Genomic DNA, 24,559 nt, shown 5'->3' on the forward strand with positions numbered 1-24,559 from the left:
CCAGTGAAAAAGCCAGTATTCGGCGCAAACGGAAGATGACCAGTATGAATAGTGCCTATATGGACAAGGTGTTAATAGCAGGATTATGCTCGATGGTTAAACAATGAACACTCACGCTCTCACCCTGCCTGATTGGTCACATAATCCAACCTTCCATGGTATTAAGTCAATGAGTATTAAGGTGAAATAATAATTATGCCCCATCAGTTGTATTATTGTTGGGGCAATAGGGTATTATATGAAATTTGTATTTCTAACGGATATTTACGGAATATCAGAGCATGTTGAATTAATTGCAAAACGTTTAGGTGGTGATGTTTCATTTATTTCGCCTTACGAAAGAGAAAGTGAAATCCCAAATAATAAAGATGCAGTGTATGAATATTTTCACAGTGTATCATCAATAGAAAAATACACACAGAAAGTAAGATGTGCTCTTGAATATGTCGATTATTCGGTGATGCTAGTTGGATTCAGTATTGGTGCTACAGTGGGATGGAGAATATCAGGTGATAGTCATTTCCCGATTCGGAATTCTATTTGCATTTTTGGTTCACGTATTCGTGATTATTTGAATGTAAAACCAATTAGACCTATATCATTGTTTTTCTCCAATGATGAAAAATACTTTATCAATAAGCTAGAGTATTCTGATTGGATAACCATAGAGCTGGTAAATTGTGCCCACTCTGCGATATCAGAACCTAATGGTTGCAATATTGCTGTAAGACTAATAAACAAGGCCTTAAGGTAATAATTATATATGTTGAATAATACATTAAAAACACTATGTTTCTCCTATTTTTTTGCGTGGGCCATTTTTCTCAATTTTTACTTTGTTATTGCTGAAAAAAGTGGTTTAGATGCAAATATAGCAGGAATAGTCAGTGGCATATCATTTTTAGCACGTACTGTAGGTCTGCTCACACTCTATCCCTACTTGATTAAACATTTTGGTATTAAAGGAACTGGGATATTACTTGCGGGTGGTACAGTAGTAATGTGCATCTTATTATTAATATCGACAAACAGTTACCTCTCAATAGTATGTTTAATTGCTGTTGCGTTCTTCCTACCGATTGGTCTCCCTGTAACTGAATCAACGTTGACTGGCTCAGATTTAAAAAATGGTCAGTATGAAACGATTCGTTTATTTGGTTCACTTGGTTTTATTATTTCTATTATTTTTGCTAGTTTATCATTTACTTATTATCAAAAAGAAATTTTAGTACTACTAATTGTATTGCCGGTATCTATATATGGTATGACGATGACTATGAGAGTGTTAAAAAATCAATACTATGATATTTCATTAACTAATTTTCAACCAATACACCTTTATGTATTTAGCATTGTCTTTTTAATTCAGGGTGCACATGCTGGTTTTTATGTGTTTGGTGCTCCGTATTTTCATGGATTAGGCTTCAATTCAGTAAAGATTTCTGCGATCTTCATAATTGGTATTATTGCAGAAATTGGTATATTTAAAACTCTTTCTTCCAATCAATCTATATCTTATCAATCCCTATTATTGGTTGCTACAGTAGCATCAATTATTCGATGGGGAGCTATGATTGCTTCAGACAACTTCATGATCATATTTATATCAGCAATGTTACATGGTATTACGTTTGGTGCGGCACATATTGCATTTGTTAGATTTATTAAAGGCGAAAATCCAAGTGGTAATTTTATTTCATCTTCATTTCTTATTTATGGTGCAATGATCATGAGCTTAAGCCTCAGTATAGTGACATTCAGTATCAATTCAATTGCATTTGAAAGCTACTTTACGATACCTGTAATAGTATCGATTGTTGCTCTCGTGCTAGTAGCCATGTTAATGGTGTATAAAAAATGTGGCGATCGTATAAAATTTTTTAGATTCTGATGGCTTGATTGAAGAGTATTGTTGGTTGGTTAATGTAATGCATTGATCTTATAGGATATTTGATATTTGATATTTGATATTTGATATTTGATATTTGATATTTGATATTTGATATTTTTTCGTTTTTCTATGGAAATGGTAGGTCAATGGAAAAAGAGGATAGCAATAATAAAGTCATTATTTGACGGCAATGTTAAAGAGGCGGGAAGTTCCGCCTCTTAAGTAGTCATTAATAAATGAAATTATTCATCCGGGAATTCAGCCATAAAACTTTCGGCTTTCTCTACCATTGATTTACTGCCAACAAAAAAAGGCACGCGCTGATGCAGTTTGGATGGGATGATATCCAGAATCCGGTTGGCACCATCACTGGCTTTACCGCCGGCTTGTTCGGCCAGGAATGCCATTGGGTTACATTCATATAGCAGGCGTAATTTTCCTGATGGATGGCTGGCGGTACTTGGGTAAATGTAGATTCCGCCTTTCAGCAAGTTGCGGTGGAAATCAGCAACCAACGAGCCGATATAGCGTGTGGTGTAAGGACGCTGAGTCTCCTCATCCTGTTCCTGGCAATATTTGATGTATTTTTTCACCCCCATAGGGAATTTGATGTAATTCCCTTCGTTGATGGAGTACATATTGCCTTTGGGGGGAAACTGGACTTTTTCATGAGAAAGACAGAATACGCCGAGTGAAGGATCATAAGTAAAGGCATGTACACCACAGCCAGTGGTATAAACCAACATAGTTGAAGAACCGTAGACAACATATCCGGCAGCGACTTGGTGGTGACCTGGTTGCAGGAAATCTTTTTCAGTCACGGGCTCGCCGATTGGGGTGATACGGCGGTAGATAGAGAAAATAGTACCAACGGAAACGTTTACATCAATATTTGAAGAACCATCTAATGGGTCCATTAAAACAACATATTTTGCATTTTCAGCGCGGTCACCTTCGAAAATAACGATGTCGTCTTCTTCCTCTGAAGCGATACCGGCAACTTCACCGCGTGCTTTCAGTGCTGCTTTGAGTTTTTCATTAGCATACAGGTCCAGTTTCATCTGTACTTCGCCTTGGATATTGGACGCACCGCTGGTCCCTAAAATATCCACTAAACCGGCTTTGTTGATATCACGGTGAATGATTTTTGCTCCGAGCTTAATAGCGGAAAGCAATGCGGTGAGTTCACCTGTGGCATGAGAAAAATCTTGCTGCTTTTCGACGATGAATTCGCCTAATGTTTTCATGACGAAAGTCCTGAATGTGATTTGATAGTGGTTTTAGAGTGTCCATTGCACTCTTTCGCGGGCAGTTTAGCCAAAGACAGGGATGATTCATAGGCTATTCCATTTCTTATCTTGCTTTTGATGGTTAGAATAGTGGCTAACTTCATGCTACGGAATGGGAAATCAATGCGTATTCATATTCTTGGTATCTGCGGTACTTTTATGGGTGGACTGGCAATTTTGGCACGTTCTCTAGGCCATGAGGTAACCGGCTCAGATACCAATGTTTATCCACCAATGAGTACCTTACTAGAAAAACATGGGATTAGCCTGATTCAGGGATATGATCCGGCACAATTGGATTCTGTGCCAGATATGGTCATCATCGGTAATGTCATGAGCCGTGGAAATCCTTGTGTAGAAGCCGTGCTGGAGCGCGGGCTTCCTTATATCTCTGGTCCTCAATGGCTGCATGATTATGTCTTGCCGGAGCGTTGGGTTCTGGCGGTTGCAGGGACGCATGGCAAAACAACAACAGCAGGCATGTTGGCTTGGATTCTTGAAGCTTGTGGCTATAAACCGGGTTTCTTGATCGGTGGTGTTCCTGGGAATTTTGCAACATCAGCTCAGATCGGAGAAAGCCCGTTTTTCGTGATAGAAGCCGATGAATATGACTGTGCTTTCTTTGATAAACGATCTAAGTTTGTGCATTACAGCCCACGTACGCTGATCATGAATAATCTGGAATTTGATCATGGAGACATTTTCGGCGATCTGGCTGCTATTCAGAGACAGTTCCATCATCTTGTCAGGATCATTCCGGGTAGTGGCAAGATCTTTGTGCCAGATAACGATATTAACCTGAAACATGTCTTGTCTATGGGATGCTGGAGTGAATTGGAGCTGGTGGGTGAAACCGGTCGCTGGCAGGCAAAAAAGATAAGTACAGACAGCAGTGATTATCGGGTGTTTTATGGTGGTGAAATTGTTGGAGAAGTGAATTGGTCACTGGTTGGTGAACATAATATGCGTAATGGGCTGATTGCAATTGCAGCTGCACATCATGTTGGTGTCCAGCCAGCCGATGCCTGTCGTGCTTTGAGCGATTTTATTAATGCCCGCCGTCGCCTTGAACTACGTGGTGAGGAGAATGGTATTACCGTTTATGATGATTTTGCTCATCACCCGACAGCAATTCTGGCAACACTGGAAGCTCTGCGTAGTAAGGTGGGTGGAACTGCCCGTATTATTACTGTGTTAGAACCGCGTTCAAATACCATGAAAATGGGTGTCAGCAAGAATGAGATCGCGCCAGCGCTGGGGCGTGCTGATGAAGTGTTCTTATTTCAACCAGCTAATATTAAATGGCATGTATCAGAAATTGCAGATCGCTGTGTTCAGCCAGCGTATTGGAGCGCTGACATTGATTCACTGGTGCATATGATTGTTGATAAGGCACAGAAAGGCGATCATATTTTGGTTATGAGTAATGGCGGGTTTAGCGGTATTCATGAGAAACTACTATTTGAACTGAATAAAAAAACTTATCAGTCCTGAGGATGACGGCAGGAAAAATGAATTGCGCCATGCTGGCGCGATTCATTTAAAGTTCTTGTTCGAACAATTCAAGAATTTTTTCACGTAGTTGTTCTGCTGTGAAACCTCTGGCAAGTGTGATGAAGATGGTGTCGTCACCCGCGATACTGCCAAGTATGCCTTCTGCTTTACCAAGGGAATCCAACAGGCGAGCAATAAGTTGGGCAGCACCAGGGCTTGTACGAATTACAACAATTGAATGGTTGTGATCAACATCCAGTACCAGGTTTTTTAGTGGACTAGTGGCAGTAGGGACGCCAAGTTCAGCAGGAAGGCAGTAGACCATTTCCATTTTGGCATTACGGGTGCGAACAGCACCAAATTTAGTCAGCATTCTGGAGACTTTGGATTGATTAATATTCTCAAAACCTTCTTCCAGCAAGGCGGTGACGATTTCTCCTTGAGAGCTAAATTTTTCTTCTTTCAATAACGCTTTGAAAGCTTTTACTAACTCTTCCTGTTTAGAGGGTGTACGCATATTTCACCATATTCAATCAGCTATGAAGATTATATTATGCATATAAATGAATTTTTATGCAATAAAAATGATTTTATCACTATTTTAAAAGCATGAATTAGTCTTATGCTATATAGAAATTCACAAAATATGAATATGAGAATTTGCTTTTTTGGGCTGGTTATCATGTAAGTATATTGTTAATCAAATGATGTTGTTTGGTGTTGTTGTTGGGTGTAAGGTATTTGCGGGTTATTTCATAAAATCATAAGGTAATTATCAAAATAGTGTCCATTATCTCATTAACAGATAAGCATTTTGCCTAGAATACGGCGACTTTTACGTCCGACGATTAGAGCGTAAGTCCGCAATTTGGCTGTTAACAGGCTGTTTTCAAGAAAGTAGTAATCTATGGTTTGTAACCAGATGAATTCACAGCATTTTAAAGTATAAACGATTTAAGGAGTATCAGGATGAAAGTTGCAGTTCTCGGTGCAGCCGGTGGTATTGGTCAGGCTCTTGCTCTTCTACTAAAAACCCAGCTTCCTTCAGGTTCAGAACTCTCTTTATATGATATCGCGCCAGTGACACCTGGGGTGGCTGTTGATTTGAGCCACATCCCAACGGATGTGAGAATTAAGGGTTTTGCTGGTGAAGATGCAACTCCAGCGTTGGAAGGCGCGGACGTTGTATTGATTTCTGCTGGTATTGCCCGTAAACCAGGTATGGATCGTTCAGATCTGTTTAATGTTAATGCGGGTATCGTTCGTAACCTGGTAGAACAAGTGGCTAAAACGTGTCCTAAGGCACTGATTGGGATTATTACTAACCCAGTCAACACAACTGTAGCTATTGCGGCTGAAGTGCTGAAAAAAGCGGGTGTATATGATAAAAACCGCCTGTTTGGTGTAACAACCCTGGATATTATCCGCTCCAATACTTTTGTTGCTGAATTGAAAGGTAAAAAACCACAGGAAATCGAAGTGCCGGTTATCGGTGGTCACTCTGGTGTGACGATCCTGCCTCTGTTGTCCCAAATCCCTGGTGTGAGCTTTACTGATGAAGAATTGGCATCTTTAACTCAACGTATTCAGAATGCAGGTACTGAAGTTGTTGAAGCTAAAGCTGGTGGTGGATCAGCAACGCTGTCTATGGGGCAAGCCGCGGCTCGTCTGGGTCTTTCTTTGGTCCGTGGCTTACAAGGCGAAAGCAATGTTGTGGAATGTGCCTATGTTGAAGGTGATGGCAAATATGCGCGTTTCTTCGCTCAGCCAGTTCGTTTGGGTAAAAATGGTGTAGAAGAACGTTTGGACATCGGCAAGTTGAGTGATTTTGAACAGAAATCACTGGAAGGCATGTTGGACGTATTGAGAAAAGATATAGAATTAGGTGAAAAATTCATCAATAACTAATTGGTATATTTTATAGATATAAAATATATAGTTATGAAACAATAAAAACCGCTGGTATAACGAATTACCGGCGGTTTTTATTTAACGAAAATAGTTCGTTAGCTAATTATTTGTTTGTTCGCGTACTTTCCTTTCTAATAATTCTCCAGTATTTGGATCAAAATAACGACTCGGCCAAATCTCTGAAGGATGTATTTCCAGATAATTCGCAATTATCCATTCCCCCTTTGGCCATGGGCGAGACAGTGCATTAGCGAGTGTAGATGAGCTCAGTCCCGCTTTGCGTGATACCTCAGCTAAGGTTGTTCCCCGCTTGCGTAAAGCTGCAATGATGTCGGCTGGATGCCAATCAGATTTCCTTGAAATCATTTTTAATCCTTTTTTTATTAAATTTGATGCTATGTTAGTGGTATAAATAACAGGTCTGCATGAGAGCAATAACGAACTGAAACCTGTTATTGAGAAATAAAATAGCATTATTTTTCTAAAAATATTTCCAAATTTTTTCTTAAAAACTTCTTTTTTGAACTTGGTTACAAAAATAGAGAAACGTGATGAAAAAAGAGTGGTTTTCGGCCAAGGAATTGGTTGGCGTGGGTGAGTTACCTGGATCACCACAAGGAGTTAATGCCAGAGCAAAACGCGAGGAGTGGTTATGTCAGAAAAAGCAAGGGGTACAAGGCAAAGCAGTCGAATATCACTATTCCTGTTTTCCAGAGACGACCATCGCAGCGCTGGAGCTTCATGAATCATCTTCTGAGTATCAGGTGCAGAAGCAAGATCCTTTATCGATTTGGGTTGGAGCTTTCCACCAGTTGTCAGAATCTGAGAAACAGGCTGTGACAGCCATGATTTTACGAGACGGTATCAGAAGTTTTTTGGAAAAAATTTCTGTTATTTAGCTCATTTTTGGAAATTAAAAATGCCAATTAACTTGGCTTCTTCTTCATTATCCCGGTGCAAAGTGAGAAGAAAAGTATGAAAAAAGAATGGTACTCAGCTAAAGAGCTGGTTGGTATTGCCGGACTTCCTTCTTCGCCACAGGGAATAAATCTGATGGCAAGGCGGGAAGGATGGGAATATAGACGTAAACTGGGTGTTCAGGGTAAGGCTCTTGAATACAATATAAATAGTTTGCCTGCAGATGTACTTAATATGTTATCCGTAGGGGAAAACACCGTTGATTACGCAAACAAACGGCAGGACCCATTCTTAATCTGGGTTGAAGCTTACTATCAACTGACTAAAGTTGAGCGGGAAAAAATGGTGAAATTCATTCTTCGGGAAGGGTTGGCAAAACTTATTAGCTATATTGATGTTGAAGACGTAGAAAAAAACCTGGAGGCGGATTAACCCCAGGTTTTGCTGCTATCAATTAAGAGAGGCGTTGTACGGCGATATGTGCTAACCCCACAAGTGCTTGCTTGTATGGGGAGCTTCCTAGCACCTGTAAAGCAGCAATGGCTTTATCTGCTTCTTCTTCTGCTCGCTTACGGGTATATTCCAGCGAACCGCACTGTTTCATTGTTGTCAGTACGGTTTCGAGTAAATGGCGACCATTACCTTTTTCAATTGCTTCACGGATAAGTGATGATTGTTCTGGATTACCATGATTCATAGCGTGCAGCAATGGTAATGTTGGTTTACCTTCATTGAGGTCATCACCAGTGTTTTTGCCTAGTGTATCGCTATCAGCATCATAGTCCAGCAAATCATCAATTAGCTGGAATGCAGTACCTAAATAACGTCCGTAATCTTGTAAAGCAGCTTCCTGCTCTGGTGTCGCGTTGGAAAGGATCGCAGAGGAGTGGGCGGCAACTTCAAACAGCCGTGCTGTTTTACTGTAAATCACGCGCATATAATCGTCTTCAGAGATATCTGGGTCATTGCAGTTCATTAACTGTAAAACTTCGCCTTCAGCGATAACATTGGTTGCTTCTGACATCAGCTTAAGAACCCGCATAGAGTTAAGCGTCGTCATCATCTGAAAAGAGCGGGTGTATATAAAATCGCCAACCAGTACACTGGCCGCGTTACCAAAAGTGGCATTGGCGGTGGCTTTGCCACGTCGCATATCCGATTCATCCACAACATCATCATGTAACAAGGTCGCTGTGTGGATAAATTCGATTAAAGCAGCAACAGTAATATGCTTATCACCCTGACAACCTAATGCTCTGCCAGCGAGAATGGCAATGATTGGGCGGATGCGTTTTCCTCCGCCACTGATTATGTAGTAGCCCAGTTGATTTATAAGAGTAACGTCAGAATTCAACTGGCTAAGAATGGCTTCATTTACCGCTGCCATATCATCAGCGGTTAGCTTGATAATAGATTCTAAATTCATGTTTTTTCGGCTATGGGTTCTAATGCAGAGCAGTGTTCATATTAACATTATAATAGTTATCACTGTGGCTTGATTGTACTCGAAAAACAGTTCAAATAAATGACAATTCAGAAACTATGTTTTTTTATCATCTGCTCTAATTCTGCTCTTGTCTTCTTAGGCTTTTTTGCGTAGAATTCGCGCCCTATTATGAATATTTATAGCGCGCTCTGGAATGATATTTAGGGGGCGTGCGGAAAGCGGAGTTTATATGTACGCGGTTTTCCAAAGTGGTGGTAAACAACACCGAGTCAGCGAAGGTCAAACAATTCGCCTGGAAAAGCTGGACATCGCAACAGGTGAAACTGTTGAGTTTGACCAGGTTCTGATGGTCGCTAATGGTGATGACATCAAAATCGGCGCTCCTGTAGTTGAAGGCGTTAAAGTCAAAGCTGAAGTGGTTGCTCATGGTCGCGGCGAGAAAATTAAAATTGTTAAGTTTCGTCGTCGTAAGCACAGCCGTAAGCAGCAAGGCCACCGTCAGTGGTTCACTGATGTTAAAATCACTGGCATCGCTTAAGATTTAGGAGAGCAGATTAAATGGCACACAAAAAGGCTGGCGGCTCAACTCGTAATGGCCGCGATTCTGAAAGCAAACGTCTGGGTGTAAAACGTTTTGGTGGCGAGTCTGTATTAGCAGGCAGCATCATTGTTCGTCAACGTGGTACTAAATTCCACGCGGGCAGCAACGTTGGTTGTGGTCGTGACCACACCCTGTTCGCATTAGCTGACGGGAAAGTTAAGTTCGAAGTTAAAGGCCCGAAAAACCGCAAATTTATCAGCATCGAAGCTGAATAAGTTTTTCGAGTTACAAACCGAATCAGAAGCCCCGCAATGTGTTGCGGGGCTTTTTATTATTCTGAATACGCCATCTCTGGGTAAAACAGCCGTCCAGCACGATAATGGCTATCATACGGAGAAAAAATATGAAATTTGTAGATGAAGCCAGAATACTGGTTGTTGCGGGGGATGGTGGCAATGGTTGTGTCAGCTTCCGTCGTGAAAAATATATTCCGAAAGGTGGGCCAGACGGTGGTGATGGTGGAGATGGTGGAGATGTTTATCTGCTGGCAGATGAAAATCTCAACACACTGATTGACTATCGTTTTGAAAAGTCTTTCCGGGCGGAACGTGGGCAAAATGGTCAAAGCCGTGATTGTACCGGTAAGCGTGGTCAGGATACTACGATTAAAGTGCCTGTTGGTACGCGTGTCCGTGATATGGCAACCGGTGAGATTCTGGGCGATATGACTCGTCATGAACAGCGTCTGATGGTAGCGAAAGGTGGATTTCATGGACTGGGTAATACCCGCTTTAAATCTTCTGTTAACCGGGCTCCTCGCCAAAAAACAATGGGGACTTCAGGTGAAACCCGCGAATTGATGCTGGAACTGATGTTGTTGGCAGATGTTGGTATGCTGGGGATGCCAAATGCAGGGAAATCTACATTTATCCGTGCTGTTTCTGCCGCTAAACCAAAAGTTGCAGATTATCCATTCACAACTCTGGTACCCAGCTTGGGTGTTGTAAGGATGGATAACGAGCAGAGTTTCGTGGTTGCTGATATTCCAGGGCTTATTGAAGGTGCTTCCGACGGTGCTGGCTTGGGTATTCGTTTCCTGAAACATTTGGAACGTTGTCGGGTGTTGTTGCATTTAATTGATATCTGTCCTGTTGATGAATCAGATCCTGTTGAAAATGCCCGGATTATTGTCAATGAGTTACAGCAATACAGCGAAAAATTGGCAGAAAAACCACGTTGGTTGGTATTCAATAAAGTTGATCTGTTAGAGCCAGAAGAAGCTAAACAGCGTGCACAAGTTATTGCTGATGAATTGGGTTTGGAAGGCGATTTTTACATGATCTCAGCGATAAATCGTCTGGGTGTTAAAGAGCTTTGTTGGGATATTATGGAGTTTATGAAAACCAAACCTCGTAATATGGGTACAACAGAAGATGAAGCTCAACCTGAGAAAGTTGAATTCATGTGGGATGATTACCATAAAGAGCAACTAGAACAGGTTTCGGCAGCAGACGATGACTGGGATGACGATTGGGATGAAGATGACGACGAAGGTATTGAAGTGATTTATAAACGCTGATTCTTCAGTCTCTCTCATTGCAGTTAGCAGTTAAGGGCGCCACCTATTTGTGGCGCCGATTTTATTAGTTTTGTTGATATAAATCTTTATATAGCCGACTTTCGAATCGCACCAGAGGAACTCGCCGGCTGTGGTGCTCTTTTGGCGGCACGGCATAAGCAGAAATAAACTGCACGAAGGCAACTCGCTGACCGCTAGCAGTGGTTATAAAGCCAGCCAGATTATACACTCCTTGCAGGGCACCGGTTTTAGCCGAAACTTTCCCGTTTACTCCTGCTTCATCCAATCCTCCCCGGTATCTTAGAGTACCGTCATGACCGGCTAATGGCAGCATGGAAATGAAATCTAATTCTTGATCATGTTGAGCAATGAATTGTAATACTTCCATCATGGTTGCTGGGGTAATCAGATTATGGCGGGATAATCCTGAGCCATCTACCATCACGGTATTTCCCAGATCGATACCTGCTTTTTGTTTTAATACTTGCCGTACCGCATCAGAGCCTGAACGCCAGGTTCCTGGTATATTAAAGTGTTGTCGGCCTATTGTCCTGAATACAGTATCCGCGATCATATTGTCAGATTTCTTTAGCATTATTTTCAGCAGATCATGTAATGGTGCGGATTGATTATGAGCCAGAATTTTACCCGGTTCAGTTGGTAAGCTTTGGCGTTTTAGGTTGCCTGTGATTTCAATTCCAGCAATTTGCAGTTCGTTTTTGAGAACTGCCCCCGCGTAGCTGGTTCCGTTCTGAATAGCGAAAGCCAATGGTAATGGTTCGCTGCGCTGAGTAAGGCATCCGGTAAGTGTAAAACGATTGAGTTCTCCTGGAACGACATCTAATTCACAGTACTGGCTTTCAGGAGCGCCTTTTGCCAATGTTTTAACTTCACTGAACATATTCACTGGATAAAAGGATGCGACACGGATGAATGCAGTATCACCGGGACGTTCTGCGCTATACAGTGAAACGGAAAAACAGTTTCGATCTACGATTGCAGCAGCAGGTGGCGCACTAAAACATTGGGTCATGTCATTCCATACCCAGCCGGGAGCCTTATCGTGGCTGGCAAAAGCGGAAACATCTATTAAGAGATCACCGTCAATTTTTTTCACGCCGGCTTGGCTCAAAACTGTAACCATATTGCGAAGTTGTTGACGGGTCAGTGTTGGATCTCCGACAAAACGAGCGATCAAATTCCCTTTTAAAATACCGTTTGAAATTTTGCCATGACTTTCCAATGTGGTGATAAAGCGATAGTCTTTTCCCAGTTGTAACAATGCTGCAAGCGCGGTGACAACTTTCAGCGTACTTGCTGGCAAAGCCATTTGCTGCCCGTGATAATCAATTACCGGGGTACTGGCACCAACTTTCTGAGCGATTAACGCAAGATTGGTACCATCAGGTAGATATTGCGTATATTCCTCAACAGGTGCGGCGTTTGCGTTGGGGGTAGCCAAGTACAGACAGGTAACGCAAACTAATTTGCTGGCAATTTTAAAGAAGGACATAGATTTCGCATATGGATGTGGACATGCCACAATACTAAAGCGCAACGAGGGGGAAAGTAAACGATGACCCATCATCAAGTCTACGTTAGAATGATATATTAATATGTAGAATATGACTGTGAACTCTGGGTAGCGCGGTGGTTCACATTATTGTTTATTGTCTGGAAGCCCGCCCGACAAGGCGTGCTCATTGTGCTGTTATCTGAAAACATCAGGATGATGTTTGTTTTTTGCTCAGGAAAGATTTAGAGGATTAATAAATGAAACAGATTCCAATGACGGTACGTGGCGCGGATAAGTTGCGCGAAGAGTTAGATTATCTAAAGAACGTACGCCGTCCAAAAATTATTTCAGACATTGCTGAAGCGCGTGAACATGGTGATCTGAAAGAAAACGCTGAATATCATGCGGCGCGTGAACAGCAAGGTTTCTGCGAAGGCCGTATTCAGGAAATCGAAGCTAAACTTTCTAATGCACAAGTGATTGATGTCACAAAAATGCCCAAGACTGGGCGCGTTATTTTTGGCGCTACAGTTACAGCTTTGAATATAAATACGGATGAAGAGCAGACTTACCGGATTGTGGGTGATGATGAAGCTGATATTAAAGAAAATTTAATCTCAGTGAATTCACCGATTGCCCGTGGTTTGATTGGTAAAAAAGCTGATGACGTTGTTATTATCAAAACGCCAGGCGGTGAAGTTGAATATGAAATCCTGAAAGTTGAATATATTTAAACCTCAGAATCAGCCTGTTGCTATTGATTCCTATTAGGTAAAGTTACACAAAAATCGTAGAGAAGGTAAAAAAGGCCGGATATGGCCTTTTTTACCATAATCATACGCATGGCATTTTTATATAAATGTGGTTTGATTATTTAGGTAAAATAATTTTGCGTTCTGCCGATTGGCGGTAAAGAACCAGTATTTTTCCGATAATTTGCACATTATATGCACCAGTTTCGCGGACAATTGCATTGGCGATCAAATTTTTGATTTCACGATCTTCGCCTGCGATTTTGACTTTGATAAGCTCATGGTGTGCCAGCGTTTGTTCAATTTCAGCCAACACGCCCTCAGTCAAACCATTGTTACCAATCATGACGACAGGTTTTAATGGATGAGCGAGACTTTTCAGGTGTTGCACTTGTTTTTTGTTAAGAGTCATTGTTTTTTTGCTTAGTTAGGATTGAAAACGGGACATTCTACCGCCATCTCATATCTATCACCATAAATAGTGTGTTGTGGTTTTGGTGTGTTGAGCATAGATATCTGGCTCTTTATTAGTATAGTTGGAAAGGACAATGGCCAATAAAAAACGTTCGGCAAGCTCCAGCCGCTGGTTACAAGAACACTTTAGTGATAAATATGTTCTTCAGGCACAGAAAAAAGGGCTTCGCTCTCGCGCTTGGTTTAAACTTGATGAAATTCAACAAAGTGACAAAATTTTTAAGCCCGGCATGACCGTTGTTGATTTAGGTGCCGCCCCTGGTGGATGGTCTCAGTACGCAGTAAGTCAAATTAATGAGCATGGGCGGGTGATTGCCTGTGATCTTTTACCGATGGATCCAATTGTCGGAGTCGATTTCCTTCAGGGCGATTTTCGTGATGAACTTGTATTGAAAGCATTGCTTGAGCGAGTTGGTGATAACAAAGTCCAGGTTGTCATGTCGGATATGTCACCCAATATGAGCGGAACACCTGCGGTCGATATTCCTCGATCCATGTATCTGGTTGAATTGGCGTTAGATATGTGTCGTGATGTGCTGGCCCCTAGGGGGAGTTTCATTGTCAAAGTGTTTCAGGGAGAGGGCTTTGATGAATACCTGAGGGAAATTCGCTCCCTGTTTACGAACGTGAAAATTCGTAAGCCAGACGCTTCGCGGGCACGATCGCGTGAAGTATACATTGTAGCGACAGGGCGGAAACTATAGTACCCTGAATGCTATTTGTTAACACAGTTGTAATATGAGGTTAATCCCTTGAGTGACATGGCGAAAAACCTGATTCTCTGGTTAGTTATCGCAGTTGTGCTGATGTCGTTATTCCAGAGTTTTGGTCCCAGCGATTCCAATAGTCGTAGGGTGGATTACTCTACCTTCATCAATGAGTTAGCCCAGGATCAGGTGCGCGAAGTTCGTATCACAGGTCGTGAAATTAATGTTAGTAAGAAAGATAACAGCAGATACACCACTTACCTACCAATACAGGATGAAAAACTACTTGATACGTTACTGAATAAGAACGTGAAAGTGGTTGGTGAACCGCCGGAAGAACCAAGTCTGCTAACTTCTATTTTTATTTCCTGGTTCCCGATGTTACTGCTTATCGGGGTCTGGATTTTCTTTATGCGTCAGATGCAGGGTGGTGGCGGTAAAGGGGCAATGTCTTTTGGTAAAAGCAAAGCCCGTATGCTGACAGAAGATCAGATTAAAACCACTTTTGCTGATGTTGCTGGTTGTGACGAAGCCAAAGAAGAAGTCGGTGAACTGGTGGAATATCTGCGTGAGCCAGGCCGCTTCCAGAAATTGGGTGGAAAAATCCCAAAAGGTATTCTGATGGTCGGACCTCCAGGTACTGGTAAGACTTTGCTGGCAAAAGCAATTGCCGGTGAGGCAAAAGTGCCATTCTTTACTATTTCTGGCTCTGACTTTGTTGAAATGTTTGTCGGTGTTGGTGCATCTCGTGTTCGTGATATGTTCGAACAGGCGAAGAAAGCAGCACCTTGTATCATTTTTATTGATGAGATTGATGCAGTAGGCCGTCAGCGTGGTGCCGGTTTGGGTGGTGGTCACGATGAACGTGAGCAGACTTTGAACCAGATGCTGGTTGAGATGGATGGTTTTGAAGGTAACGAAGGTATTATCGTTATTGCCGCAACTAACCGCCCTGATGTACTTGATCCGGCGTTACTGCGCCCTGGGCGTTTTGACCGCCAGGTTGTTGTCGGTCTGCCAGATGTACGCGGTCGTGAGCAGATTCTGAAAGTTCATATGCGCCGGGTTCCTCTGGATACTGATGTTGATGCTTCTGTCATTGCGCGTGGTACCCCGGGATTCTCTGGTGCTGATTTAGCGAATTTGGTGAATGAAGCGGCTTTGTTTGCTGCCCGTGGCAACAGACGTGTAGTTTCTATGGTTGAATTCGAAAAAGCGAAAGACAAAATCATGATGGGGGCGGAGCGCCGTTCCATGGTGATGACGGAAGAGCAAAAAGAAGCAACTGCTTATCATGAAGCAGGCCATGCCATTATTGGTCGTTTGGTTCCTGAGCATGATCCTGTTCATAAAGTTACCATTATTCCGCGTGGGCGAGCTTTGGGTGTGACTTTCTTCTTGCCAGAAGGGGATCAGATCAGCGCTAGCCGTCAGAAGTTGGAAAGCCAGATTTCAACCTTATACGGAGGCCGTCTGGCAGAAGAAATTATTTATGGTCCAGATAGTGTTTCTACTGGTGCATCTAACGATATCAAAGTTGCAACATCAATAGCCCGCAACATGGTCACTCAGTGGGGATTCTCGGAAAAACTCGGCCCATTGCTCTATGCTGAGGAAGAAGGGGAAGTGTTTCTCGGGCGTTCAGTTGCGAAAGCTAAACAAATGTCTGATGAAACGGCTCGTCTGATCGATCAGGAAGTTAAAGCGATTGTTGATCATAACTATCAACGTGCCCGTCAAATTTTGATGGAACACCTTGATATCCTGCATTCGATGAAAGATGCATTGATGAAGTACGAGACTATTGATGCACCTCAGATCGATGACTTAATGAATCGTACAAATGTGCGCCCGCCAGCAGGATGGGAAAATGGTAACGGTAGCAACAATAATGGCCGACCAGCAAGTAATACGCCATCTCCACAGGCTGCAAAACCAGCTGATGATATCAATACGTCGATACCAGATGGTGAGCAATCAGGAAATAAAGATCAGTAATTGTTCATTAGTCCGATAGATATACGCATTAAACCCCAGGCAAGCCCTGGGGTTTTGATATTAAAGGTAGACCAACATGAAACTCATAGTTAGAGATAATGTTCTCGATCTTTCCCGCCCGCAAGTGATGGGTATTTTGAATGTTACTCCAGATTCATTTTCTGATGGCGGTGCTCATAATACTTTGGATATGGCCTTACGACATGCCGAAAAGATGGTTCTCGCAGGGGCTGCAATCATTGATGTTGGCGGAGAATCTACCCGTCCGGGGGCTGATGAGGTCAGTGAACAGGAAGAAGTCGATCGGGTTGTTCCGGTTATTGAAGCTTTAGCTCAACGATTTAATATTTGGATTTCTGTTGATACCTCAAAAGCATTGGTGATGAGTGAATCGGCAAAAGCTGGTGTTCATTTGATTAACGATATTCGTTCATTGCAAGAGTCTGGAGCTTTGGAAAGTGCTGCTCAATCTGGCTTACCTGTTTGTTTGATGCATATGAAAGGTCAGCCGAGGACTATGCAGGATACGCCACATTATGAAAATTTGTTGGGCGAAGTGAAACAATTTTTTACTGAGCAAATTGAACGTTGTATGGCGGCAGGGATAGCGAAAGATAAACTTATTCTTGATCCGGGCTTCGGTTTTGGCAAGGACTTGACGCATAATTATCAGTTACTGGCGCATTTAAACGAACTTCATCAATTTGGTTTGCCTGTGTTGGCAGGAATGTCACGTAAATCCATGATAGGTCATCTGCTTCATGTCCCACCACCAGAAAGGGTTGCCGGTAGTGTGGCCTGCGCTGTTATTGCCGCTATGCAAGGAGCACAAATTATCCGGGTACATGATGTTAAAGAGACCGTGCAGGCAATGCGAATTGTTGAAGAAACACTTTCAGTATAAGGAAGAAAAGAAATTATGAGTAACCGCAAATACTTTGGTACTGATGGCATCCGTGGCAAAGTGGGCGATAGCCCAATCACGCCGGATTTTGTGTTAAAGCTCGGTTGGGCTGCGGGTAAGGTACTGGCCCGTCATGGTTCTCGTAAGATCATTATCGGTAAGGATACCCGCATTTCCGGCTATATGCTGGAATCTTCTTTAGAAGCAGGTTTGGCAGCGGCTGGTTTGTCTGCTTCATTTACTGGTCCTATGCCAACACCCGCTGTTGCTTATCTGACCCGGACTTTCCGCGCTGAAGCTGGAATTGTTATTTCTGCTTCTCATAATCCTTATTATGATAATGGTATTAAATTCTTCTCTATTGACGGTAAGAAACTGCCGGATGATGTGGAAGAAGCGATTGAAGCTGAAATGGAAAAACCACTGACTTGCGTGGAATCCGCAGAGTTAGGACGTGCAAACCGTATTGTTGATGCGGCTGGTCGTTATATTGAGTTTTGTAAAGGGACATTTCCAAGCGAACAAAGTCTCAATGGGTTAAAAATTGTTCTTGATTGTGCTAACGGTGCGACTTATCACATTGCTCCAAATGTACTCAGAGAGCTAGGGGCTAATGTTGTGACGATTGGCTGTGAGCCGAACGGGATTAATATCAACGAAAAATGTGGTGCTACCGATGTTCGGTTGTTGCAGCAACGTGTTGTAGAAGAGAAAGCCGATGTTGGCCTGGCATTCGATGGTGATGGTGACCGCGTGATGATGGTTGACCACTTGGGGCAGAAGGTTGATGGTGATCAGATCCTTTATATTATTGCCCGCGAAGCCTTGAGACAGGGGCAACTGCGTGGTGGTGTTGTGGGTACGCTGATGAGTAATATGGGATTGGAGTTGGCATTGAAGCAGCTTGGTATCCCATTCTTGCGTGCTAAGGTGGGTGACCGTTATGTGCTGGAAAAATTGCAGGAAGAAGGCTGGCGTTTAGGTGCTGAAAATTCCGGTCATGTTATCCTGCTTGATAAAACAACCACAGGTGATGGTATTGTTGCTGGCCTTCAAATTCTGAGTGCAATGGTGCGTAACCATATGAGCCTGCATGATTTATGCAGTGGTATGAAACTTTTACCGCAGGTGCTGGTAAATGTTCGTTTTTCTGGTTCACACGATCCGCTTCAATCAGAAAATGTAATCAGTGTCGCCAAATCTGTTGAGGCTGAATTAAATGGCCGTGGACGGGTACTGTTACGTAAGTCAGGTACTGAGCCATTGATTCGTGTCATGGTGGAAGGCGAAGATGATGTTCAGGTAACGGCTTTGGCGCATCGCATTGCTGATGCAGTGAAACATGCTGGTTAATTTGTTGTTTTTTTCCCCAAGTGATTCTGATTATTGAAATTAACCTTGCGTATCAGATGTTGTTTGGTTAGTATTCACACCCACTCAACAGGGGATTAATCTGTTTGGGTGGGTGATGCGGTAATAAGGTAACCACGTAAATCGTGGTAAACCCCACGAGGATACAGGTACAACATATGTATGAAGCTCTTTTAGTTGTTTTCTTGCTGGTTGCTATCGGGCTAATTGCCTTGGTTATGCTACAGCAGGGTAAAGGTGCTGATATGGGTGCTTCCTTTGGTGCGGGTGCGTCTGCAACACTGTTTGGTTCATCGGGTTCTGGTAACTTTATGACCCGCATGACTGCGCTTTTTGCCACTCTGTTTTTTATTCTTAGTTTGGTGCTTGGGAACATGACCAGTAACCAAACGGGTATAGGCAGTAAGTGGGAGAATATTGGTGAACCGGCTAAAGTCGAGAAGTCCACAGAAATCCCGGCAACGCCAGCAGCACCAAATAGTGACATTCCGCAATAATCGTCACGAAAAAGAATTAAGATAAGGTTATTGGTTAAGTAGATAGCCTTATATCAGTGCCGAGGTGGTGAAATTGGTAGACACGCTACCTTGAGGTGGTAGTGCCCACACTAGGGCTTACGGGTTCAAGTCCCGTCCTCGGTACCATTAAATTCAGATAGCTTGCGTTTTGGCAGTTATCAGCGTAATATTTGCCACGTTTTCGAACGCGGGATGGAGCAGCATGGTAGCTCGTCGGGCTCATAACCCGAAGGTCGTCGGTTCAAATCCGGCTCCCGCAACCACTTCTTAATAAGATGTACCTTTTTCGAATGAAATAATTCAGCAATATTTAACGTATTGATCCTGATTTGAAAGGTGCGCGAAGTGAGTGGTTTAAGTCACTGGCAGCAAATAGGGTCCAGTTGCATAAAGCCCCGAATTTCGGGGTTTTTTGTTATTTGACAACAGAACTACTGGGCTAATGAGCCCTTTTTTTATGTCTTGGGGGTGGGTTTGTCCACATTAGAACAAAAATTAACAGCGATGATTTCAGCACCAGTTGAAGCTTTAGGCTTTGAATTAGTCGGCTTGGAGTTTATTCGTGCGCGTGTTTCTACACTGCGGATCTATATTGATAGTGAGAATGGTATCACTGTTGATGATTGTGCTGATGTTAGCCACCAGGTCAGTGCGGTATTGGATGTCGAAGATCCTATCTCGGTGCTTTATAACCTGGAAATTTCTTCACCTGGTCTAGAACGTCCATTGTTCAATGCTGAACATTACCAGCGTTTTATTGGTGAAAAAATCAGTCTGGTTTTACGTATTGCAATGCAAAACCGTCGGAAATGGCTGGGCATGATCAAAACTGTCGACGGCGAAATGATCACGGTTACGGTGGATGGAAAAGATGAAGTGTTCGCACTGAGCAACATCCAGAAAGCGAACCTGGTACCCCACTTTTAAAGTTCGGATGAGGCAACTAGGATGAATAAAGAAATTCTGGCTGTTGTGGAAGCGGTTTCTAATGAAAAATCCCTTCCACGCGAAAAAATCTTCGAGGCGCTGGAAACAGCACTGGCCACAGCCACCAAGAAAAAATATGAACAAGATATTGATGTTCGTGTCAGTATAGATCGTAAATCTGGCGATTTTGACACCTTCCGCCGTTGGTTAGTTGTTGAAGAAGTGACTCAGCCGACTCGTGAAATTACGTTGGAAGCGGCTAGATTCGAAGAGCCTGAAATTGATTTGGGTAGTTATACCGAAGATCAAATTGAATCAGTCACATTCGACCGGATTACAACGCAGACTGCTAAACAGGTTATCGTACAGAAAGTACGTGAAGCTGAACGCGCCATGGTTGTTGACCAGTTTCGCGAACAACAAGGTGAGATCATCACCAGTGTCGTTAAGAAAGTGAATCGTGAAAATATCACTCTTGATCTGGGCAATAATGCTGAAGCAGTTATCCTTCGCGAAGACATGTTACCAAGGGAAAATTTCCGTCCAGGTGACCGCGTGCGTGGTGTACTGTATGATGTTCGCCCTGAAGCACGAGGAGCGCAACTGTTTGTCAGCCGTTCCCGTCCGGAAATGCTGGTTGAACTGTTCCGTATTGAGGTTCCGGAAATTGGTGAGGAGCTTATCGAGATTAAAGCTGCTGCCCGTGATCCGGGTTCCCGCGCTAAAATCGCAGTAAAAACTAATGATAAGCGTATCGATCCAGTTGGTGCTTGTGTTGGTATGCGTGGTGCGCGAGTACAGGCTGTTTCCAGTGAACTGGGCGGCGAACGAATTGATATCGTATTGTGGGATGATAACCCAGCTCAATTCGTAATTAATGCTATGGCTCCGGCTGATGTTGCATCCATTGTTGTTGACGAAGACAAATGCACGATGGATGTTGCCGTTGAAAGCAACAACTTGGCTCAGGCTATCGGCCGTAATGGTCAAAATGTGCGTCTGGCTGCGCAGTTGCTGAAAAAACACCGTGGTGATGACAAATGGGAATTAAATGTCATGACTGCTGAGGAGCTGCAAGCAAAACATCAGGCAGAAGCTCACGCTTCTATTAATACATTCACTAAGCATCTCGATATTGATGAAGAGTTCGCAACTGTTCTAGTCGAAGAGGGTTTTTCAACTCTGGAAGAACTGGCTTACGTGCCAATTAAAGAGCTTCTGGAAATTGATGGCCTTGATGAGGAAACTATCGAAGTCCTGCGTGAACGTGCAAAAGCGGCTTTAACTACTTTGGAACTGGCTCAGAAAGAGAGTCTCAGTGATAAGCAACCAACGGAAGAGTTGTTAAATCTGACTGGTATGAACCGCACTCTGGCATTTGACCTGGCTGCCCGTGGCATCTGTACGCTGGAAGATCTTGCCGAGCAGGGTATCGACGACCTATCGGATATTGAAGGTTTGAGTGATGAGCAAGCAGGAGAGTTCATCATGGCTGCTCGCAATATCTGTTGGTTTGGTGATGATGCGTAATAAACTGTAGCAGGAAGGAACAGCATGACAGATGTAACCGTAAAATCACTGGCAGAAGAGATCCAGACTTCGGTTGATCGCCTGGTACAGCAATTTGCTGATGCAGGGATTAGAAAAACCGAAACTGATTTTGTCTCCCAGAAAGAAAAAGAAGCTTTACTGGCGCATTTGAACCGCGAACAAGGCGGTTCAGCTGGTAAACCAGATAAATTAACATTACAGCGTAAAACACGTAGTACATTGAGTGTTTCAGGCACCGATGGAAAAAGCAAACCGGTAGCCGTCGAGGTCCGCAAAAAGCGCACATATGTAAACCGCGATACAGTTGAACAGGCTAAAGCGGAAGAACAGGCGAAGCGTGAAGCGGAAGAGCAAGCACGGCGCGAAGCAGAAGAAAAAGCGCAACGCGAAGCCGAAGCAGCAGCGAAGAAACTCGCTGAAGAGCAGGCTAAACGTGAGGCAGAAGAAATAGCCGAACGTGAGGCAGCTGAAAAAGCTAAGCGCCAGGCAGCGGAAAATGAAAAAGTGACCAATCAACATACCGAACATAGACAAAAACCAGCTCAAAATGAGAAAGCGCGTCGAGAAGCAGAAGCTGCTGATCTTAAGCGTAAAGCCGAAGAAGAAATGCGCCGTAAGGTAGAAGAGGAAGCTAAACGCGTTGCTGAAGAGGCTCGCCGTATGGCTGAGGAGAATCAGGATAAATGGTCAAATGATTCAGATTCCAGCGATAATAATGAAGATTATCATGTCACTACCTCTCGCCACGCCCGTGCAGCCGAAGACGAAAACGATGCTAAAGTTGAAGGTGATCGTCGTGCTCGTACCCGCAGTAGTAAAACTACTCGCCAGAAGAAAAATAATAAACATTCTGAATCCAAAGCGGATCGTGAAGAAGCCCGTGCAGTTGGCCGTACAAAAGGCAAACAACGTAAAACCAGTACATTACAGCAGGGCTTCAACAAGCCTGTAGCTGCGGTTAACCGTGATGTTGTAATTGGTGAAACGATTACTGTTGCTGAGTTGGCTAACAAGATGGCGGTTAAAGGCTCTCAGGTCATCAAAGCCATGATGAAAATGGGCGCAATGGCAACCATCAACCAAGTGATTGATCAGGAAACTGCACAACTGGTTGCTGAAGAAATGGGTCATAAAGTCATCCTGCGTCGTGAAAACGAACTGGAAGAAGCGCTGATGAGTGACCGTGATACCGGTGAAGCTGTAGCCGAATCTCGTGCGCCGGTTGTGACTATCATGGGTCACGTTGACCACGGTAAAACTTCTCTGTTGGATTACATTCGTTCTACGAAGGTGGCTTCTGGTGAGGCGGGCGGTATTACCCAGCATATCGGTGCTTACCATGTTGAAACTGAAAGTGGCATGATTACCTTCCTGGATACTCCAGGACACGCCGCATTTACTTCAATGCGCGCGCGCGGGGCGAAAGCGACTGACATCGTGGTTCTGGTTGTTGCAGCTGATGATGGTGTAATGCCTCAGACTATCGAAGCTATCCAGCACGCAAAAGCGGCCAATGTTCCTGTGGTTGTTGCAGTTAACAAAATCGATAAACCAGAAGCCGATCCAGATCGCGTGAAAACGGAGCTTTCTCAGCACGGTGTTCAGCCCGAGGAGTGGGGTGGTGAAACTCAGTTTATCAATGTATCTGCTAAAGCTGGTATCGGAATTGATGAACTGCTGGATGCAATCTTGCTGCAAGCTGAAGTTCTTGAACTGAATGCGGTCTATTCTGGTATGGCAAGCGGGGTTGTTATCGAATCGTTCCTGGATAAAGGTCGTGGTCCGGTTGCGACTGTGCTGGTTCAGGAAGGCACTTTGAACAAAGGCGATATCGTACTTTGTGGCTTTGAATATGGACGAGTTCGTGCAATGCGTGACGAGCTAGGGCGTGAAGTGTTCTCTGCGGGCCCATCTATTCCAGTGGAAATCCTTGGCTTGTCCAACGTACCGGCAGCTGGTGATGAAGCCACTGTTGTACGTGACGAGAAGAAAGCCCGTGAAGTGGCTCTGTATCGTCAGGGTAAATTCCGTGAAGTCAAACTGGCTCGCCAACAGAAATCCAAACTGGAAAACATGTTTGCTAATATGGAAGAAGGTGAAGTTTCTGAACTGAATATCGTTCTGAAATCTGATGTTCAAGGGTCATGTGAAGCAATCCGTGAAGCACTGGAACAACTGTCTACCAATGAAGTGAAAGTGAAAATCATCGGCTCTGGTGTAGGTGGTATTACTGAAACTGACGCTACATTGGCAGCTGCTTCTAATGCAATTATTCTGGGTTTCAACGTTCGTGCCGATGCTTCTGCACGCCGTGTCGTTGAAAATGAAAGCCTGGATCTGCGTTATTACTCCGTTATCTATAGCCTGATTGACGAAGTTAAACAGGCAATGAGTGGTATGCTGTCACCTGAATATAAACAGCAGATCATGGGCTTGGCAGAGGTTCGTGATGTGTTTAAATCACCGAAATTCGGTGCGATTGCAGGTTGTATGGTGACTGAAGGGACCATTAAGCGTAATAACCCAATTCGCGTACTGCGTGATAACGTGGTGATTTACGAAGGTGAACTGGAATCCCTGCGCCGCTTTAAAGATGACGTTAACGAAGTCCGTAACGGTATGGAATGTGGTATCGGCGTTAAGAACTACAACGATGTTCGTGTCGGCGATATGATAGAAGTATTTGAAATTATTGAAATTAAACGTTCTATCGCTTAATTCCTACCGCTGGTTAATTTCATTGTTGGGGGGCTTATGCCCCCCAAATGTCA

The 24,559-nt window shown here is 43.5% G+C and carries 24 protein-coding genes and 2 tRNA genes; 20 read left to right on the forward strand and 6 right to left on the reverse strand.

The window, feature by feature from the left end; translation table 11 throughout:
• Nucleotides 1-238 precede the first annotated feature (238 nt).
• Both C5471_RS17410 and C5471_RS17415 read left to right on the forward strand, forming a co-directional pair.
• Nucleotides 239-754 carry a hypothetical protein gene (locus C5471_RS17410; RefSeq protein ID WP_133813837.1) on the forward strand — a complete coding sequence of 172 codons (516 nt, stop codon included), beginning with the start codon at nt 239-241 and terminating at the stop codon, nt 752-754.
• A gap of 9 nt (nt 755-763) precedes the next feature.
• Entirely contained in the window at nt 764-1,891 is a 1,128-nt protein-coding gene (locus C5471_RS17415) for an MFS transporter (protein WP_133813836.1), read from the forward strand.
• A gap of 242 nt (nt 1,892-2,133) precedes the next feature.
• Here C5471_RS17415 and fbp read toward each other — a convergent pair whose 3' ends face one another.
• A complete protein-coding gene (gene fbp, locus C5471_RS17420; RefSeq protein WP_133813835.1) occupies nt 2,134-3,138 on the reverse strand; it encodes a class 1 fructose-bisphosphatase in 1,005 nt (334 codons plus the stop codon).
• A gap of 165 nt (nt 3,139-3,303) precedes the next feature.
• Between fbp and mpl the strand changes: the two genes are divergently transcribed.
• Nucleotides 3,304-4,674: a UDP-N-acetylmuramate:L-alanyl-gamma-D-glutamyl-meso-diaminopimelate ligase gene (gene mpl, locus C5471_RS17425; protein ID WP_133813834.1), complete on the forward strand. Its 1,371-nt coding sequence runs from the start codon at nt 3,304-3,306 to the stop codon at nt 4,672-4,674.
• Between the two features lie 46 nt (nt 4,675-4,720).
• On the opposite strand, the gene argR is transcribed toward mpl, so the two are convergent.
• A complete protein-coding gene (gene argR, locus C5471_RS17430) occupies nt 4,721-5,191 on the reverse strand; it encodes a transcriptional regulator ArgR (protein ID WP_021323292.1) in 471 nt (156 codons plus the stop codon).
• 452 nt (nt 5,192-5,643) lie between these two features.
• On the opposite strand from argR, the gene mdh reads away from it, so the two are divergent.
• Complete coding sequence (gene mdh / locus C5471_RS17435; protein ID WP_133813833.1) at nt 5,644-6,582, forward strand: malate dehydrogenase; 939 nt, start codon at nt 5,644-5,646, stop codon at nt 6,580-6,582.
• Nucleotides 6,583-6,684: 102 nt separating this feature from the next.
• On the opposite strand, the gene C5471_RS17440 is transcribed toward mdh, so the two are convergent.
• Nucleotides 6,685-6,951: a helix-turn-helix domain-containing protein gene (locus C5471_RS17440; protein ID WP_021323294.1), complete on the reverse strand. Its 267-nt coding sequence runs from the start codon at nt 6,949-6,951 to the stop codon at nt 6,685-6,687.
• Nucleotides 6,952-7,175: 224 nt separating this feature from the next.
• On the opposite strand from C5471_RS17440, the gene C5471_RS17445 reads away from it, so the two are divergent.
• Together C5471_RS17445 and C5471_RS17450 are read left to right on the forward strand one after the other, a co-directional pair.
• On the forward strand, nt 7,176-7,484 hold the full coding sequence (locus C5471_RS17445) for a DNA-binding protein (protein WP_339959300.1): 309 nt from the start codon (nt 7,176-7,178) through the stop codon (nt 7,482-7,484).
• 76 nt (nt 7,485-7,560) lie between these two features.
• Nucleotides 7,561-7,935: a DNA-binding protein gene (locus tag C5471_RS17450; protein ID WP_133813831.1), complete on the forward strand. Its 375-nt coding sequence runs from the start codon at nt 7,561-7,563 to the stop codon at nt 7,933-7,935.
• Between the two features lie 22 nt (nt 7,936-7,957).
• On the opposite strand, the gene ispB is transcribed toward C5471_RS17450, so the two are convergent.
• Nucleotides 7,958-8,929 (reverse strand): octaprenyl diphosphate synthase, encoded by a 972-nt coding sequence (gene ispB / locus C5471_RS17455; RefSeq protein ID WP_021323297.1) that lies wholly within the window; start codon nt 8,927-8,929, stop codon nt 7,958-7,960.
• A gap of 250 nt (nt 8,930-9,179) precedes the next feature.
• Here ispB and rplU point away from each other — a divergent pair, with 250 nt between their 5' ends.
• From rplU to cgtA, 3 genes are all read left to right on the forward strand, one after another.
• Entirely contained in the window at nt 9,180-9,488 is a 309-nt protein-coding gene (gene rplU, locus C5471_RS17460) for a 50S ribosomal protein L21 (RefSeq protein WP_015836119.1), read from the forward strand.
• A gap of 20 nt (nt 9,489-9,508) precedes the next feature.
• Nucleotides 9,509-9,766: a 50S ribosomal protein L27 gene (gene rpmA, locus C5471_RS17465; protein ID WP_015836118.1), complete on the forward strand. Its 258-nt coding sequence runs from the start codon at nt 9,509-9,511 to the stop codon at nt 9,764-9,766.
• A gap of 128 nt (nt 9,767-9,894) precedes the next feature.
• Entirely contained in the window at nt 9,895-11,070 is a 1,176-nt protein-coding gene (gene cgtA / locus C5471_RS17470) for an Obg family GTPase CgtA (protein ID WP_133813830.1), read from the forward strand.
• Nucleotides 11,071-11,134: 64 nt separating this feature from the next.
• Here cgtA and dacB read toward each other — a convergent pair whose 3' ends face one another.
• Nucleotides 11,135-12,583 (reverse strand): serine-type D-Ala-D-Ala carboxypeptidase, encoded by a 1,449-nt coding sequence (gene dacB / locus C5471_RS17475; protein ID WP_133813829.1) that lies wholly within the window; start codon nt 12,581-12,583, stop codon nt 11,135-11,137.
• Between the two features lie 260 nt (nt 12,584-12,843).
• Between dacB and greA the strand changes: the two genes are divergently transcribed.
• Nucleotides 12,844-13,320: a transcription elongation factor GreA gene (gene greA, locus C5471_RS17480; RefSeq protein WP_133813828.1), complete on the forward strand. Its 477-nt coding sequence runs from the start codon at nt 12,844-12,846 to the stop codon at nt 13,318-13,320.
• A gap of 136 nt (nt 13,321-13,456) precedes the next feature.
• Here the strand turns inward: greA and yhbY are convergent, their stop codons facing one another.
• The gene (gene yhbY, locus C5471_RS17485; protein WP_133813827.1) at nt 13,457-13,750 is read right to left on the reverse strand and encodes a ribosome assembly RNA-binding protein YhbY; all 294 of its coding nucleotides are present in this window, start codon (nt 13,748-13,750) and stop codon (nt 13,457-13,459) included.
• A 136-nt stretch (nt 13,751-13,886) separates the two neighbouring features.
• Between yhbY and rlmE the strand changes: the two genes are divergently transcribed.
• The 10 genes from rlmE (at nt 13,887) to infB (ending at nt 24,506) form a co-directional block, all read left to right on the forward strand.
• The gene (gene rlmE, locus C5471_RS17490; RefSeq protein ID WP_133813826.1) at nt 13,887-14,516 is read left to right on the forward strand and encodes a 23S rRNA (uridine(2552)-2'-O)-methyltransferase RlmE; all 630 of its coding nucleotides are present in this window, start codon (nt 13,887-13,889) and stop codon (nt 14,514-14,516) included.
• Nucleotides 14,517-14,564: 48 nt separating this feature from the next.
• Nucleotides 14,565-16,517: an ATP-dependent zinc metalloprotease FtsH gene (gene ftsH / locus C5471_RS17495; RefSeq protein WP_166296211.1), complete on the forward strand. Its 1,953-nt coding sequence runs from the start codon at nt 14,565-14,567 to the stop codon at nt 16,515-16,517.
• Between the two features lie 76 nt (nt 16,518-16,593).
• Complete coding sequence (gene folP, locus C5471_RS17500; RefSeq protein ID WP_133813824.1) at nt 16,594-17,421, forward strand: dihydropteroate synthase; 828 nt, start codon at nt 16,594-16,596, stop codon at nt 17,419-17,421.
• Nucleotides 17,422-17,436: 15 nt separating this feature from the next.
• On the forward strand, nt 17,437-18,774 hold the full coding sequence (gene glmM, locus C5471_RS17505; RefSeq protein ID WP_133813823.1) for a phosphoglucosamine mutase: 1,338 nt from the start codon (nt 17,437-17,439) through the stop codon (nt 18,772-18,774).
• A 176-nt stretch (nt 18,775-18,950) separates the two neighbouring features.
• Nucleotides 18,951-19,289 carry a preprotein translocase subunit SecG gene (gene secG, locus C5471_RS17510; protein WP_133813822.1) on the forward strand — a complete coding sequence of 113 codons (339 nt, stop codon included), beginning with the start codon at nt 18,951-18,953 and terminating at the stop codon, nt 19,287-19,289.
• 58 nt (nt 19,290-19,347) lie between these two features.
• A tRNA-Leu gene (locus tag C5471_RS17515) sits at nt 19,348-19,436 on the forward strand.
• Nucleotides 19,437-19,496: 60 nt separating this feature from the next.
• Nucleotides 19,497-19,573 (forward strand) — tRNA-Met (locus tag C5471_RS17520).
• Between the two features lie 211 nt (nt 19,574-19,784).
• Nucleotides 19,785-20,237: a ribosome maturation factor RimP gene (rimP, locus tag C5471_RS17525; protein ID WP_166296214.1), complete on the forward strand. Its 453-nt coding sequence runs from the start codon at nt 19,785-19,787 to the stop codon at nt 20,235-20,237.
• Nucleotides 20,238-20,258: 21 nt separating this feature from the next.
• Entirely contained in the window at nt 20,259-21,767 is a 1,509-nt protein-coding gene (nusA, locus tag C5471_RS17530; RefSeq protein WP_133813820.1) for a transcription termination factor NusA, read from the forward strand.
• 24 nt (nt 21,768-21,791) lie between these two features.
• Nucleotides 21,792-24,506: a translation initiation factor IF-2 gene (gene infB / locus C5471_RS17535; protein WP_133813819.1), complete on the forward strand. Its 2,715-nt coding sequence runs from the start codon at nt 21,792-21,794 to the stop codon at nt 24,504-24,506.
• Nucleotides 24,507-24,559 lie beyond the last annotated feature (53 nt).

Origin of the sequence: Photorhabdus tasmaniensis (assembly GCF_011189505.1) — a bacterium.
In the GTDB taxonomy this organism is placed as follows: Bacteria; Pseudomonadota; Gammaproteobacteria; order Enterobacterales; family Enterobacteriaceae; genus Photorhabdus; species Photorhabdus tasmaniensis.